The organism is Paenibacillus sp. FSL R5-0490 (assembly GCF_001956215.1).
Classification (GTDB): Bacteria; Bacillota; Bacilli; order Bacillales; family Cytobacillaceae; genus Cytobacillus.
In genome coordinates, this window is the sequence record NZ_MRTQ01000001.1 from 122,953 (window position 1) to 136,823 (window position 13,871).

15 protein-coding genes are annotated in these 13,871 nt (G+C 41.0%); all 15 read left to right on the plus strand.

Going from position 1 to position 13,871, the window contains the following annotated elements; translation table 11 throughout:
• Positions 1-10 precede the first annotated feature (10 nt).
• The 15 genes from BK139_RS00590 (at position 11) to BK139_RS00660 (ending at position 13,840) form a co-directional block, all read left to right on the plus strand.
• Positions 11-373, plus strand: coding sequence for a response regulator (locus BK139_RS00590; RefSeq protein WP_048009014.1), 363 nt, complete (start codon positions 11-13; stop codon positions 371-373).
• A 29-nt stretch (positions 374-402) separates the two neighbouring features.
• Positions 403-1,086 (plus strand): flagellar biosynthetic protein FliO, encoded by a 684-nt coding sequence (locus tag BK139_RS00595; protein WP_286147485.1) that lies wholly within the window; start codon positions 403-405, stop codon positions 1,084-1,086.
• Positions 1,079-1,744, plus strand: a complete 666-nt coding sequence (gene fliP, locus BK139_RS00600; RefSeq protein WP_035328986.1) for a flagellar type III secretion system pore protein FliP — start codon at positions 1,079-1,081, stop codon at positions 1,742-1,744. Before BK139_RS00595 ends, fliP begins: the two co-directional genes overlap by 8 nt.
• Positions 1,745-1,761: 17 nt before the next feature.
• On the plus strand, positions 1,762-2,031 hold the full coding sequence (fliQ, locus tag BK139_RS00605; RefSeq protein WP_009330744.1) for a flagellar biosynthesis protein FliQ: 270 nt from the start codon (positions 1,762-1,764) through the stop codon (positions 2,029-2,031).
• Between the two features lie 4 nt (positions 2,032-2,035).
• The gene (gene fliR / locus BK139_RS00610; protein WP_076255802.1) at positions 2,036-2,812 is read left to right on the plus strand and encodes a flagellar biosynthetic protein FliR; all 777 of its coding nucleotides are present in this window, start codon (positions 2,036-2,038) and stop codon (positions 2,810-2,812) included.
• A 1-nt stretch (position 2,813) separates the two neighbouring features.
• A complete protein-coding gene (gene flhB, locus BK139_RS00615; protein WP_076255804.1) occupies positions 2,814-3,899 on the plus strand; it encodes a flagellar biosynthesis protein FlhB in 1,086 nt (361 codons plus the stop codon).
• An 84-nt stretch (positions 3,900-3,983) separates the two neighbouring features.
• Positions 3,984-6,020, plus strand: a complete 2,037-nt coding sequence (flhA, locus tag BK139_RS00620) for a flagellar biosynthesis protein FlhA (RefSeq protein ID WP_076255805.1) — start codon at positions 3,984-3,986, stop codon at positions 6,018-6,020.
• On the plus strand, positions 6,017-7,165 hold the full coding sequence (gene flhF / locus BK139_RS00625) for a flagellar biosynthesis GTPase FlhF (RefSeq protein WP_076255807.1): 1,149 nt from the start codon (positions 6,017-6,019) through the stop codon (positions 7,163-7,165). Before flhA ends, flhF begins: the two co-directional genes overlap by 4 nt.
• Positions 7,162-8,034, plus strand: a complete 873-nt coding sequence (locus BK139_RS00630; protein ID WP_076255809.1) for a MinD/ParA family protein — start codon at positions 7,162-7,164, stop codon at positions 8,032-8,034. Before flhF ends, BK139_RS00630 begins: the two co-directional genes overlap by 4 nt.
• A gap of 6 nt (positions 8,035-8,040) precedes the next feature.
• A complete protein-coding gene (locus BK139_RS00635; protein ID WP_076255811.1) occupies positions 8,041-9,138 on the plus strand; it encodes a protein-glutamate methylesterase/protein-glutamine glutaminase in 1,098 nt (365 codons plus the stop codon).
• Between the two features lie 18 nt (positions 9,139-9,156).
• The gene (locus BK139_RS00640) at positions 9,157-11,193 is read left to right on the plus strand and encodes a chemotaxis protein CheA (RefSeq protein ID WP_076255812.1); all 2,037 of its coding nucleotides are present in this window, start codon (positions 9,157-9,159) and stop codon (positions 11,191-11,193) included.
• Positions 11,194-11,218: 25 nt separating this feature from the next.
• A complete protein-coding gene (locus BK139_RS00645; RefSeq protein ID WP_076255814.1) occupies positions 11,219-11,695 on the plus strand; it encodes a chemotaxis protein CheW in 477 nt (158 codons plus the stop codon).
• Complete coding sequence (locus BK139_RS00650) at positions 11,692-12,333, plus strand: chemotaxis protein CheC (protein WP_076255816.1); 642 nt, start codon at positions 11,692-11,694, stop codon at positions 12,331-12,333. The genes BK139_RS00645 and BK139_RS00650 overlap by 4 nt, the downstream gene beginning before the upstream one ends.
• Positions 12,326-12,823: a chemotaxis protein CheD gene (locus tag BK139_RS00655; protein WP_076255817.1), complete on the plus strand. Its 498-nt coding sequence runs from the start codon at positions 12,326-12,328 to the stop codon at positions 12,821-12,823. The genes BK139_RS00650 and BK139_RS00655 overlap by 8 nt, the downstream gene beginning before the upstream one ends.
• Before the next feature lie 261 nt (positions 12,824-13,084).
• Positions 13,085-13,840, plus strand: a complete 756-nt coding sequence (locus BK139_RS00660; protein ID WP_076255819.1) for a FliA/WhiG family RNA polymerase sigma factor — start codon at positions 13,085-13,087, stop codon at positions 13,838-13,840.
• Positions 13,841-13,871 lie beyond the last annotated feature (31 nt).

The window sequence follows — 13,871 nt, forward strand, 5'->3', positions numbered from 1 at the left end:
GGTTATTAGAATGGCACATAAAATTTTAATAGTTGACGATGCAGCTTTTATGCGAATGATGATCAAAGATATTTTATCCAAGAATGGGTATGACGTAGTAGGCGAAGCTGCTGACGGTGCACAGGCTGTTGAAAAATATAAGGAAACACAGCCTGACCTTGTCACAATGGATATAACCATGCCGGAAATGGACGGAATTACAGCTCTGAAAGAAATTAAAAAATTAAATCCAGCTGCAAAAGTCATTATGTGTTCTGCAATGGGCCAGCAGGCGATGGTTATTGATGCTATTCAGGCTGGGGCAAAGGATTTTATCGTAAAACCGTTCCAGGCTGATAGAGTACTGGAAGCAATCGGCAAAACTTTGGGCTAGTCATTATTCTTTTTAGAGGGTGCAAAATAGTGTGTAATGTAAAGAAAGTGATTTCTTTGCTGCTGTTGTTTTCAATTGTTCTGCTGGGCGTGCAGCCGCAGGCCCAGGCAGAGCAATTGAATAATAGTGTTAAAGAATGTATGAAAAATTCTGAGGAATGCGGAAAACAGGAATTAAAAGAATCAAAGGATTCAAAGACGGCAGAAGGACAGAACCAACAGGATGAAAGCGGCAAAATTGGTCTTACTTTTTGGGATTTTATAAAGATGATTTTAGCAACAGGCTTCACGATTGGATTACTGTATGGTCTTCTAAAGTTCATCAATAAAAAAAGTAAGGTGTATAACAGGTCGCAATTGGTTGAAAACCTCGGAGGGACAGCTTTAGGTGCAAACAGGTCAATACAGCTGATTAAAGTTGGACAACGCATTTTGGTAGTAGGGGTAGGAGAAAATATTCAGCTGTTAAAAGAAATAGACAACTCAGAAGAGTACAGCCAGATCATCAAAGAGCATAATGACAAACTGGAACAGCTTATCCGTCCAAGCGATATTGTGACAAAGGTGATGAAAAGAACACAGCAAACAGAGGAAAGCAAGCAAGGCAGCCAAAATTTCAGTACACTGCTCGGGATTCAGCTGGCTGAAATGAAAAAGGGCAGAAAAAAACTGTTTGATGAATTAGAAAGAAAGGGCCAGAAGAAAGATGAATGAATTCATGGAGTTTTTTAATAGCAGCTCTCCTGAAAATGTATCTACATCTGTGAAGCTTTTTTTATTGCTGACGGTACTTTCTCTCGCACCGAGTATTCTAATATTAATGACATGCTTTACAAGGATTGTCATCGTTCTTTCCTTTGTCAGAACGGCGCTTGCTACTCAGCAAATGCCGCCGAACCAGGTTTTAATCGGCCTATCCTTATTCCTGACATTCTTTATTATGGCTCCAACCATGCAGGAAGTGAACGAACAGGCTTTAACTCCTTTATTCAATGAAGAAATAAATCTGGAACAAGCGTACGAAAAAGCATCAATACCCTTCAAGGAATTTATGAGTGCCCACACAAGGCAGAAGGACTTGGCTCTATTTCTTGAATACTCCGGGGCTGAAGCTCCGGCTTCCATTGAAGATATTCCGCTTACGAGTCTTGTTCCGGCATTTGCTATAAGTGAAATTAAAACAGCTTTTCAAATTGGCTTTATGATTTTTATTCCTTTTCTGGTTATCGACATGGTTGTTGCCAGTGTGTTGATGTCCATGGGGATGATGATGCTTCCTCCGGTTATGATTTCGCTTCCGTTCAAAATATTATTATTTGTACTGGTGGACGGATGGTACTTAGTAGTTAAATCCCTTTTACAAAGCTTTTAAGCAGGTGAACATTCAGAATGACTCCAGAAACAGTTATATCCATTGCAGAAAGAGGGATCATCACAGTATTGATGATTTGCGGTCCCTTGCTAATTCTGGCACTAGTAGTCGGCTTAGTTGTCAGCATTTTTCAGGCTACAACTCAAATTCAGGAACAGACGCTGGCTTTCATTCCTAAAATTGTAGCGGTCCTTGTCGGTGTTGTATTCTTTGGTCCTTGGATGCTTAGCCACATGCTCTCGTATGCAAATGAGATTTTCTCTAATTTGACCAGGTTTGTAGGCTGATGACATGTTAGATTTTCTGCCTTCTTTTCCGGCTTTTTTACTTATTTTTGTAAGGGTGACATCTTTCTTTTTAATGATGCCTCTTTTTTCTTACAGATCCATCCCGGCATCACATAAAATTGGCCTTGGCTTCTTTTTGGCCTGGATTATGTTCCTGGGCATGGATGTCCCTGCACTTGAAATTGACGGCACATTTTTTCTTTTAATCATAAAAGAAGCATTGGTTGGGCTGATGGTTGGATTTATTGCCTATTTAATCCTTTCAGCCATTCAAATTGCCGGAGGATTTATTGATTTTCAGATGGGCTTTGCCATTGCGAATGTGATTGATCCGCAGACAGGAGCGCAGAGCCCTTTAATGGGACAGTATTTGTATACGATCGCTCTCTTTTTTTTATTAACCGTTAATGGCCACCATCTCATGCTAGATGGAGTGTTTTACAGCTATAATTTTATCCCGCTGGATCAGGCATGGATTTCTTTCGGGGATGAAAATATGGCTGAATATGTCATTAAAGCCATGAATACGATGTTCGTTATTGCCTTTCAGATGTCCATCCCTGTTGTCGGCAGTCTGTTTCTTGTAGATGTTGCTTTAGGGATTGTCGCCAGGACAGTTCCTCAGCTAAATGTTTTCGTCGTAGGACTTCCTTTGAAAATAGGCGTCAGTTTTATTGTTCTGATCGTTGTTATGAGTGTATTAATATATGCTTTTTCCCTTGCAATTGAAACGATGCTGCAGACAATGAGAGGGCTTATGGAGCTTATGGGAGGTTCATAGAATGAGGTTACTGCTTTCTTTAGATCTTCAGCTGTTTTCCGGAGAAAAAACAGAAAGAGCCACTCCGAAAAAAAGGCAGGATTCCAGAAAAAAAGGACAAGTAGCCAAAAGCCAGGATGTTAATACAGCCATCGTCCTTTTAGCTGTGTTTCTATTTTTGCTGTTTGCCGGATCGTATTTGAAGAATATCATCCTTTATATATTTACGCATTCATTTAATGATTATATGATGATGCCGCTGACAGAGGCGAATGTTCAGGTGATTTTTCTTGATGTACTAAAGGAACTGGTGCTTTTTTTAGCTCCTATCATGCTGATTGCTATGCTTGCGGGTGTAGCTGCAAACTTCATGCAGGTAGGTACTCTTTTTTCAACAGAAGCCATACAGCCTAAATTGGAGAAACTGGATCCGATAAAAGGCTTTAAGCGCATTTTTTCCATGAGGGCGATCGTGGAGCTGCTAAAGTCAATGCTTAAGATTGCTTTTGTCGGTGTCGCTGCGTTTACCGTCTTATGGTTAAGGATAGATGAAATATTAATTCTTTCTCAAAAATCAGTAGGAACGGCGATGGCCACAATTGCCAGCCTGACCGTTCAAATGGGTTTAATTGCTTCAGCGGCACTTCTATTTTTATCCGTCCTGGACTATCTGTATCAAAAATATGATTTTGAAAAGAACATTCGCATGTCAAAACAGGACATTAAGGATGAACACAAAAATATTGAAGGGGATCCGTTAATTAAATCCAAGATTAAGCAAAGACAGAGGGAAATGGCAATGAGAAGGATGATGCAGGAAGTCCCTAAAGCAGATGTGGTTATTACCAATCCGACACATTTTGCCATAGCCTTGAGCTATGAAGAAACAAAAAGTGATGCTCCTATTGTAGTGGCGAAAGGTGTGGACTTTGTTGCCCAAAAGATTAAATTAATCGCAAAGGAGCATGATGTAATCGCTGTTGAAAACAGGCCGCTTGCCAGGGCTCTTTATAGTCAGGCAGAAATTGGCCAGGCTATCCCTGAAGAGTTTTTCAAAGCTGTTGCAGAGATTCTAGCTTATGTGTACAGAACTAAAAACAAAATTTAACCAGAGAAATATGAAATAGCTGGTCTTAGGAAGCTGTTGGATGGCTGCCAAGGCGTTTCCGCTTTTGTAAGGAGAGAGTTTTCAATGCAATTAAGAGACTTATCAGTATTGATGAGTGTAATTTTAATAGTAGCCATGCTTATTATTCCTTTTCCGCATTGGCTTTTAAGTGTACTGATAATCATTAATATTGCGCTTGCACTTATGGTTTTGCTGATGGCCATGAATATGAAGGAAGCGCTCGAATTTTCCATTTTTCCTTCCTTAATATTGTTAATGACATTATTCAGGCTGGGATTGAATGTTTCTACAACCAGGTCCATTTTATCTGAAGGGGAAGCAGGAAAGGTCGTTGAAACATTTGGTTCATTCGTAACCGGCGGTAATGTTATAGTCGGACTCGTTGTTTTCTTAATCCTCATTATTATTCAATTTATCGTCATTACCAAAGGATCTGAGAGGGTTTCCGAAGTGGCAGCGCGTTTTACACTTGATGCCATGCCGGGTAAACAGATGAGCATCGATGCAGACTTGAATGCAGGAATGATCTCTGAGCACGAAGCCCGGGAACGCCGTGAAAAAATCAGCCGTGAATCTGATTTCTATGGTGCAATGGATGGTGCGAGTAAATTTGTAAAAGGTGACGCCATAGCAGGAATCATTATAACTCTAATAAATCTTCTATTCGGAGTTGTCATCGGAATGATGCAGCTGGGGCTTCCGTTTGCAGAGGCTGCCATGAAATATTCAATGCTGACGGTTGGGGACGGAATCGTCAGTCAAATTCCGGCCCTGTTAATCTCCACCGCGACGGGTATTGTAGTAACAAGGGCAGCATCAGATGGAAATATTGGAAAGGACATTACTTCCCAGCTGTTTGCTTATCCTAAAATGTTATATGTTACTGGCGGAACTATCATTCTGCTAGGGTTGTTGACACCCATAGGGCTCGTTTTAACACTGCCGATTGGCGGCTTGATGATTTTTGGCGGATATACGATAGCTAAGACTCCACAGCCAGATAAAGATCAGTTGCTGGAGATGGAAGAAGAGGTCGAAACCGATGAAATGAAAAGTCCTGAAAGCGTGGTTAACCTATTAAATGTAGATCCGATAGAATTCGAGTTTGGCTATGGGTTAATACCTCTTGCCGATACGAATCAGGGCGGGGACCTTCTAGATAGGATTGTCATGATCAGAAGACAGCTGGCGATTGAATTGGGCCTAGTCATTCCGGTAGTTAGAATACGTGATAATATTCAGCTGCAGCCGAATGAATACAGATTGAAGATTAAAGGAAATGAAATGGCCCGCGGCGAGCTTCTGCTAGATCATTATTTGGCAATGAGTCCCGGTATTGAAGATGATAGCATCGAAGGAATTGATACAATTGAACCTTCCTTTGGCCTGCCTGCAAAATGGATAACAGAAGAAATGAAGGAGCAGGCAGAAATTTTCGGCTATACAGTCGTTGACCCTCCATCAGTTGTTTCTACTCATATCACAGAAGTAATAAAAAGCAATGCCCATGAGTTATTAGGCCGCCAGGAAACAAAACAGCTGATTGATCATGTTAAGGAAAGCTATCCGATCCTTGTTGAAGAAGTTACACCAAATCCAATGTCTGTTGGTGAAGTTCAAAAGGTGCTTGCAAAGTTATTGAGGGAAAACGTTTCGATCCGGAATTTGCCGGTTATTTTTGAAACGCTTGCCGATTTTGCCAAATCTACAAGTGATACAGATTTGCTTACAGAATATGCCCGTCAGGCTTTGGCCAGACAAATTACGAACCAGTTTTCACAGCAGGGTGACTCTATAAAAGTCGTTACCCTATCAGGGAGAGTCGAGAAAATGGTTGCTGAAGGTGTTCAGCAGACAGAACATGGCAATTATTTATCCATGGATCCAACGGTCTCGCAGAATATTCTTGAATCGATTGCTTCCCAGGTAGAACAGCTTTCCTTGATGGAGCAGACGCCTATTGTCCTTTGTTCTCCAGCAGTCAGAATGTATGTCAGGCAATTAACAGAAAGGTATTTCCCGCAGATACCGATCCTTTCCTATAACGAGCTGGAAGCAAATGCGGAAGTTCAAAGTGTCGGGGTGGTGAATATAGATTGAAGGTAAAAAAGTTCATGGCTGCTTCCATGCCTGATGCGATGAAACAGATACGCGCGGAACTGGGTAAGGATGCCGTAATTTTGAATTCACGAGTAGTATATACCGGCGGGGTTTTAGGCTTTTTTAAAAAGAGAAATATAGAAGTGATGGCGGCAGCGGATTCATATAAGGAGATAGAGCAAAAACCTGCTGTTAAGCCTGCAGCCATCCCTGCTGCTTCAAATCATTTCAAGGGAACCACTGAAGAGTCTCAATTTCCCGGATCTAGAACATCAGATGAGCTGATTAAAGAGATAAACGGCCTGAAAAAAATGATGTCCTCATTGGCCGGTGGACAGCAGACAAGTACTGTTTACCCTGAAGCGATAAGAAAAGTCATGCATGTTCTTTATGAACAGGAAATTGACAATTCTATTCAGGACCAGGTGCTGCAAGTAATGCTGGAAAAATGGTACCTTGGCGGTGCCAAAGCTAAAGTTGCTGAAGTAGAAGCCTGGCTGCATGAAGAACTGATAAAGCAAATTGAGAATATTCCATTCAGCGGGATTTCATTCACCAAAAAATATATCAATGTAGCAGGTCCAACTGGCGTAGGGAAAACAACTACCTTGGCGAAGATGGCAGCAGAGTGTGTAATTAAACATAAAAAAAAGGCTGCATTTATCACAGCCGACACCTACAGGATCGCGGCGATCGATCAATTAAAAACATATGCAGGCATCTTGGATATACCTTTAGAAGTTTGCTATACAATAGATGACTTCAGACAGGCAGCAGAGAAACTGAAAGATTACGACCTTGTACTAATAGATACAGCCGGACGGAATTTCAGAAACAGACAGTATGTGGAAGATTTGAAGAATGTGATTGACTTTGAGAAGGATATGGAAACCTTTTTAGTGCTGTCGCTTACCGCGAAACAAAAGGATATGGAAGATATATATAACCAGTTTTCAATTATTGACATTGATAAACTTATCTTCACAAAGGCAGATGAAACGTCAACTTACGGTGCCATGTACAACATCATTCATAAATACAAAAAAGGCGCAGCTTATATTACAAATGGCCAGGATGTTCCGGATGATATCCTGATGGCAGGGCCGGAAGCTATTGTAAAACAACTCATGGGGAATAAGAAATGAACGATCAGGCAGAAAGGCTAAGGTCAAGGCTGAAAGAAGAAGAGAGACGAAGTCATCAATTTAAAACAATAGCAGTGGTAAGCGGAAAAGGGGGAGTAGGGAAAACAAATTTTTCATTGAATTTCTCTATTTCCCTATCCAAAACGGGCCACAGAGTATTGTTATTCGATTTGGATATCGGCATGGGGAATGTTGAGATTCTCATGGGAAGATCAGCTGAGTATTCAATTGCTGATTTTTTAGAAAAGGATATACCTTTAAATAATATTATCTCAGAGGGGCCATATGGACTGAATTATATTGGCGGCGGGACAGGCCTTTCGCATATTGTGAAACTCGATGATAAGCAAATTTCCAGGTTTACCGGAGAACTTGCCCAGCTCATTCAAAACTATGATTATATCATCTTTGATATGGGTGCAGGCATTACAGAAGAATCGGCGAAGTTTATACTCTCTGTTCAGGAAATAGCGGTCATTACTACACCTGAACCAACGTCTATCACAGATGCATACTCAGTAATGAAGCATATACATCTATTGGATGATAAGATACCATTACAATTGGTCATTAACCGATCTGAAGGAGAGCGGGAAGGGCAGGAAACATATAAAAGGATTTCTGCTGTCGCTTCAAGGTTTTTAGGGAGGGATGCTGACCTCCTGGGAATTATTCCGGATGATCGCAGCATACAGCAGGCTGTTAAACGGCAGATTCCTTTCATTATTTATCATGAAAATTCAGCTGCTTCAAAAGCAATTCGGAGTATGACTGAGAAAGTTGGCGGCAAGCCTGGAGGCATTGCTGGTGAGTATCATACTTCCCAATTTATTTCAAAGCTCAAAAAATTTCTTTTTAATAGGGGGTGAATCAGCATGAAAACTATAAAAGTGCTTGTAGTGGATGATTCAGCCTTTATGAGGAAACTGATTGCGGACCTCCTCTCTGAAGATGAGAGAATTCTAGTTGTTGGGACAGCCAGAAACGGAGAAGAGGGCTTAAGGAAGATTAAAGAATTAACTCCTGATGCGGTAACAATGGATGTTGAAATGCCGGTTCTAAACGGCCTGGAAGCTCTCAAAATAATTATGAAAACTATGCCTGTTCCTGTAGTCATGCTTTCAAGCACAACGAAGGAAGGCACTGAAAACACCTTCACTGCCATGGAATATGGGGCAGTAGATTTTATAGCAAAGCCATCCGGGCCAATTTCACTAGACCTGCATAAAATTAAAACTGAATTAACAGATAAAGTAGTGCAGGCCAGCAACGCGAATTTGAAAGGTCTGGTTAATTTTTCAGGTATTGGAAAAAAATCTGACGGACTTCGGCGGAATTATAGTAAAATAGAACCACGTCATTCTATTCCTCTTAATCGTTCTGCTGATGAATCAAGCCTTAACGTCAAACAGCTTATCTGTATGGGAACTTCCACTGGCGGACCACGGGCACTTCAAAAAGTGCTGAGTGATCTTCCGGGAGATCTTAACGCACCGATTCTGATTGTTCAGCATATGCCTGCGGGATTTACGAAGTCACTGGCAAGCAGGCTAAACGGATTATCGGCGTTATCGGTTAAGGAAGCCGAAGAAGGAGATATTCTTAAAAACGGGACAGCCTATATTGCTCCTGGCGGCTTCCATATGACAGCTTCAAGGTCAGGCAGGGATCTGGTTATACATCTGGATAAATCACCTCCAAGGAACGGACACAGACCTTCAGTTGATGTGATGTTTGAGTCTTTGGGTGAAGTTAACGGGATCAGGAAGATTGCTGTCCTAATGACTGGAATGGGATCAGATGGCAAAAATGGCTTGATGGCACTGAAGAAAAGCGGTGAGGTAAAAGCCATCGCTGAATCAAAAGAATCATCGATTGTATTTGGAATGCCAAGAGCAGTGATTGAGTCAGGCCTGGCAGATGATGTGCAGCATATTGAACGTATAGCAGAATCCATATTGAAATTTGTTTAAAGCCGAGGGGGCAGGCACATGGAGATGAACCAATATTTAGAGGTGTTTATCGAAGAAAGCAAGGAGCATTTGCAGTCGTGCAATGAACAGCTACTTGAATTAGAGAAAAATCCTGATGATATAAAAATAGTTAATGAGATTTTCAGATCAGCTCATACGCTGAAAGGCATGTCAGCCACCATGGGATATGAAGATCTCGCAAATCTAACTCATCAGATGGAAAATGTTCTTGATGCAATCAGAAATCAGAAGATTAAGGTAAATGCTGAAATTCTCGATGTCGTTTTTCTGGCTGTTGATGATCTTGAAGCAATGGTCCAATCAATTGCAGAAGGTGGAGACGGCAAAAGAGATGTTTCTATAGCTGTTGAAAAGCTGATGCTCATTGAAAAAGGGGAAAGCCCGGCATTATCAAAAGCAAGAGCCGAAACGGCAGCAGCTATTGCTGAACCGCAGGGACTGGTCAAGAGTACATACGATGATTTTGAGTGGACCGTAATTCAGCAATCGAAGGAGCAGGGCTTTGAGACCTATGAAATATCAATAGCCTTGCGGGCTGATTGCCTGCTGAAAGCAGCCAGAGTATTTATGGTTTTTGAGGTCCTTGAGAAGAGCGGGGAAGTGATCAAAGCGACTCCTTCTGTTGAGCAGCTAGAAGAAGAGCAATTTGATCAGGAATTTTCTGTAACAATTGTGACCCAGGAAACACCCGAAGTTATCCGTCAGAAATTATTGAAGGTCTCAGAAGTGGATAGGATAGATGTACTTGAGGTTTCTATGGGTGCTTACACCTCCCGGGAAGCTGTGAAGAATGAAGGTACTCTGCAGCCAGAAATGGAGGAGAAGGCAGATCGTGCATCAGATATGCCAAAAGAGGAAAAGAAGGCGCCTGCAGCAAAGCAAGTCAGCAACAAAACTATCAGGGTGAATATAGAGAGACTGGATATCCTTATGAACCTATTTGAAGAATTGGTGATTGACAGAGGCAGACTTGAACAAATATCCAAGGAATTAAACAATCAGGAACTTCATGAAACGGTTGAGCATATGTCAAGGATCTCCGGAGACCTGCAGAATATTATTCTGAATATGCGCATGGTCCCAATAGAAACAGTATTCAATCGTTTCCCGAGAATGGTCAGACAATTAGCAAGAGATTTAAACAAAAAGATCAATCTCGAAATTGTCGGTGCAGATACCGAACTGGACCGAACGGTTATTGATGAAATTGGCGATCCGCTTGTTCACTTAATCCGAAATGCATTAGACCATGGTGTTGAAACACCGGAGGTCCGTAAAGCAAATGGTAAAGGTGAAGAAGGAAATGTCATTCTTAAGGCTTATCACAGCGGCAATCATGTTTTCATTGAAATAGAGGATGATGGCGCAGGAATAAACAAAGATAAGGTTATAAAGAAGGCATTAAAAAATGGCATCATTACGGAGCAAACGGCTTCAGCACTAACGGACAAACAGGCATATGAACTTATTTTTGCCTCAGGATTCTCGACTGCGGATAAAATCTCCGATGTTTCCGGACGGGGTGTAGGGCTGGATGTTGTCAAGAATACAATTGAGTCATTGGGAGGATCCGTTTCAATAGATTCAAAAGTTGGACAGGGGTCCATATTCTCCATACAGCTGCCATTAACTTTATCCATTATTTCTGTCATGCTCGTCGAGATTGAGAAGGAAAAATACGCAATCCCTCTATCTTCTATTATTGAAACAGCTATTATCAGAAAAGAAGACGTCTTAAGTGCACATAATCAGAAGGTGATTGATTTCAGAGGCAAGGTTGTTCCTCTCCTTTCATTGAAGGAAATCTTTGAAGTGCCATCTGACAATCATGAAGATAATTTTATTTCAGTTGTCATCGTCAGAAAAGGGGAAAAGATGGCCGGACTTGTGGTGGATTCCTTTATCGGGCAGCAGGAAGTCGTTTTAAAATCACTTGGAAACTACTTAACAAGCGTGTTTGCCATTTCCGGAGCAACTATATTAGGAGATGGACAGGTTGCCCTGATAGTGGACTGCAATGCATTGATTAAATAATACTTTATGATGAGGAGTGAACATGATGAGCGAAACGGCAGCCGCGGATTTAAAATTGATAGTATTTCAGCTGAAAGATAAGGAATATGCGATTCCAGTTAATCAGGTGCGTTCCATTGAAAAGGTTGAGCATATTACACGGGTTCCTCGAACAGTCGGTTTTGTTAAAGGAGTAATTAATTTAAGGGGTGTTGTGACACCTATCATTAGTCTGAGAAGCAGATTTAATCTTGAAGAGGCTGAATATAATGAGCATTCACGAGTAATAATTGCTGTATTGAACGATATGGAAGTCGGATTAATTGTAGATTCTGCAAATGATGTGATTGATGTGGCGCCTGAATCAATTGAACCCCCTCCGGAGGTAATCGGTTCAGAAGATGCCGATTTTATCAAGGGTGTTACAAAAATCGATAAACGGTTATTTATCCTAATAGATTTGGAAAAAGTCCTGAATCCGGAAGAATTGACAGCTCAGGATGGAAAAGGATTAGCGGGATGAATTTTTTAGAGAAAAATATCAGCAGCATGCAATTGGATATTCTTAAAGAAATCGGGAATATCGGTGCGGGTCATGCTGCTACTGCATTATCAACCTTGCTTAATAAAAAAATTGATATGTCTGTCCCGGATGTGAAAATTGTTTCTTTTGATGAAATGATCGATATGGCCGGAGGTCCGGAAAATGTTGTGGCAGGGGTGTTTCTAAGGATAGAAGGAGATGCCCCTGGCAGCATGTTTTTTGTCCTTCCTCTTGCACAGGCTGAAATCTTTATTCGGGAACTGCCTGGAAACATTCCTTTCTGTGCAGATGAGCTGCCATATGATGAACTTGCTCTTTCCGCTCTCCAGGAGCTTGGCAACATTCTTTCAGGATCATATTTATCTTCATTATCGGATTTTACTAAGCTGTCACTTTTCCCTTCAGTGCCGATGCTAAGCATTGATATGGTGGGGGCAATTATCGGAACGGGTCTCCTGGAAATTTCGCAGGTGAGCGATTACGCCATCGTAATTGATACAGCTTTAAATGATGAGCTTCAAAATAAGGATGCTGTTAATGGACATTTCTTTCTGCTGCCTGATCCTGAATCATTTCAAATAATCTTTAAGGCATTGGGAGTTCCGGATTATGAATAGTATTCTAGAAATTGTAAAAGTTGGCATAGCAGATATGAATATTGTTAAAACTCCCGGATTAATCAGGACATCAGGACTTGGTTCCTGTGTCGGTGTGGTACTTTATGATCTTAGTTCAGAAATTGCCGGGCTGGCACATATTATGCTGCCTGATTCATCTCTTGCAAAAAACACAAGCTTTAATTCAGCTAAATATGCTGATACTGCAATTCGGGATTTAGTGAGCCTGCTGGAGAAAAAAGGTGCAAAAGCTTCACGATTAAAAGCCAAAATTGCCGGCGGAGCCCAAATGTTCCAATACTCCTCCGGAAGTGATTTAATGAGGATTGGCCCAAGGAATGTGGAAGCAGTTAAAAAGGAACTAAATTCCTTAAAGATTGCTATTTTAGGTGAAGATGTTGGCGGACATAGCGGCAGAACAATTGAATTCAATCCTCAATCAGGCGATCTGATGGTGCGGACTGTTAATAAAGGCCAAGTTGTTATTTAAACTCACGTTCCAGGGTGGGCAGATACAGCCTTATATAAATCGTCTTAAAAGTCTTAATTGCTGCCGGATGATCACTGCCAGCCATACAAGCTGATTTTTTCTCCGGCTTAATTATTGCTCTCTCCAATTATTTCTTCGAAAGCACCCCCTTTTTTTTGGAAAAGAACTGAGCAGTTTAGGATGAAAGGTAATATTTTTATATAAAAGTTTTGATATACTAACAATAATTAATAGAAATGGAAACGTTTGAGGAGGATGGCCATGGCAGACATGATAACCGAAGAAAGCACATACTGGGCTAAATGGGTCGACTCTCGTGATGCTCAAGCGGGGAATTTTCTTGTGAAAAAATATTTGCCTCTTGTAAGCTATCATGTTCAGCGAATATCCGCTGCCCTGCCGAAGAATGTTTCAAGAGATGATATAAGAAGCCTTGGGCTAATGGGTTTGTACGATGCGCTGGAAAAGTTTGAGCCTGCAAGAGATTTGAAATTTGATACATATGCTTCGTTTCGAATTCGCGGTGCCATTCTTGATGGATTAAGAAAAGAAGATTGGCTTCCCAGAAGTACGAGGGATAAGGCGAAAAAAATTGAAGCAGCCACTGAGAAGCTGGAGCAGCGGCTGATGCGCAATGCAACAGTTTATGAAATTGCTGAAGAAACAGATATGCAGGAAGAAGAAGTATATTCTGTTATGAACGAACATTTTTACGCAAACATCCTCTCAATTGATGAGCAGCCTGATTCAGAAGAAAAAGATGCCAGTTATTCAATTAAGGATGAAAAAGCAATCATTCCAGAAGAAAAGGTATTAAAAAATGAAATCTTGGAAGAAATGGCTGAAAAAATCTTACAGTTAAATGAAAAAGAGCAGCTTGTGCTAAGTTTATTTTACAAAGAGGAATTAACTCTTACAGAAATTGGCGAAGTAATGGGCCTATCAACTTCCCGCATATCCCAAATCCATTCTAAATCAATTTTTAAGCTGAGGCAGTTGCTGGAAAAAGCCATATAGTTTTATGCCATTACTTTCTGCGAAGGAAGGA

Bases quoted from the DNA above. Each gene is read 5' to 3' on its own strand.
- flhB (WP_076255804.1), top strand. From the start codon at position 2,814: ATGAGGTTACTGCTTTCTTTAGATCTTCAGCTGTTTTCCGGAGAAAAA.
- BK139_RS00640 (WP_076255812.1), top strand. From the start codon at position 9,157: ATGGAGATGAACCAATATTTAGAGGTGTTTATCGAAGAAAGCAAGGAG.
- BK139_RS00630 (WP_076255809.1), top strand. From the start codon at position 7,162: ATGAACGATCAGGCAGAAAGGCTAAGGTCAAGGCTGAAAGAAGAAGAG.
- BK139_RS00635 (WP_076255811.1), top strand. From the start codon at position 8,041: ATGAAAACTATAAAAGTGCTTGTAGTGGATGATTCAGCCTTTATGAGG.
- BK139_RS00655 (WP_076255817.1), top strand. From the start codon at position 12,326: ATGAATAGTATTCTAGAAATTGTAAAAGTTGGCATAGCAGATATGAAT.
- fliQ (WP_009330744.1), top strand. From the start codon at position 1,762: ATGACTCCAGAAACAGTTATATCCATTGCAGAAAGAGGGATCATCACA.
- BK139_RS00590 (WP_048009014.1), top strand. From the start codon at position 11: ATGGCACATAAAATTTTAATAGTTGACGATGCAGCTTTTATGCGAATG.
- BK139_RS00660 (WP_076255819.1), top strand. From the start codon at position 13,085: ATGGCAGACATGATAACCGAAGAAAGCACATACTGGGCTAAATGGGTC.
- BK139_RS00650 (WP_076255816.1), top strand. From the start codon at position 11,692: ATGAATTTTTTAGAGAAAAATATCAGCAGCATGCAATTGGATATTCTT.
- fliP (WP_035328986.1), top strand. From the start codon at position 1,079: ATGAATGAATTCATGGAGTTTTTTAATAGCAGCTCTCCTGAAAATGTA.
- fliR (WP_076255802.1), top strand. From the start codon at position 2,036: ATGTTAGATTTTCTGCCTTCTTTTCCGGCTTTTTTACTTATTTTTGTA.
- flhA (WP_076255805.1), top strand. From the start codon at position 3,984: ATGCAATTAAGAGACTTATCAGTATTGATGAGTGTAATTTTAATAGTA.
- BK139_RS00645 (WP_076255814.1), top strand. From the start codon at position 11,219: ATGAGCGAAACGGCAGCCGCGGATTTAAAATTGATAGTATTTCAGCTG.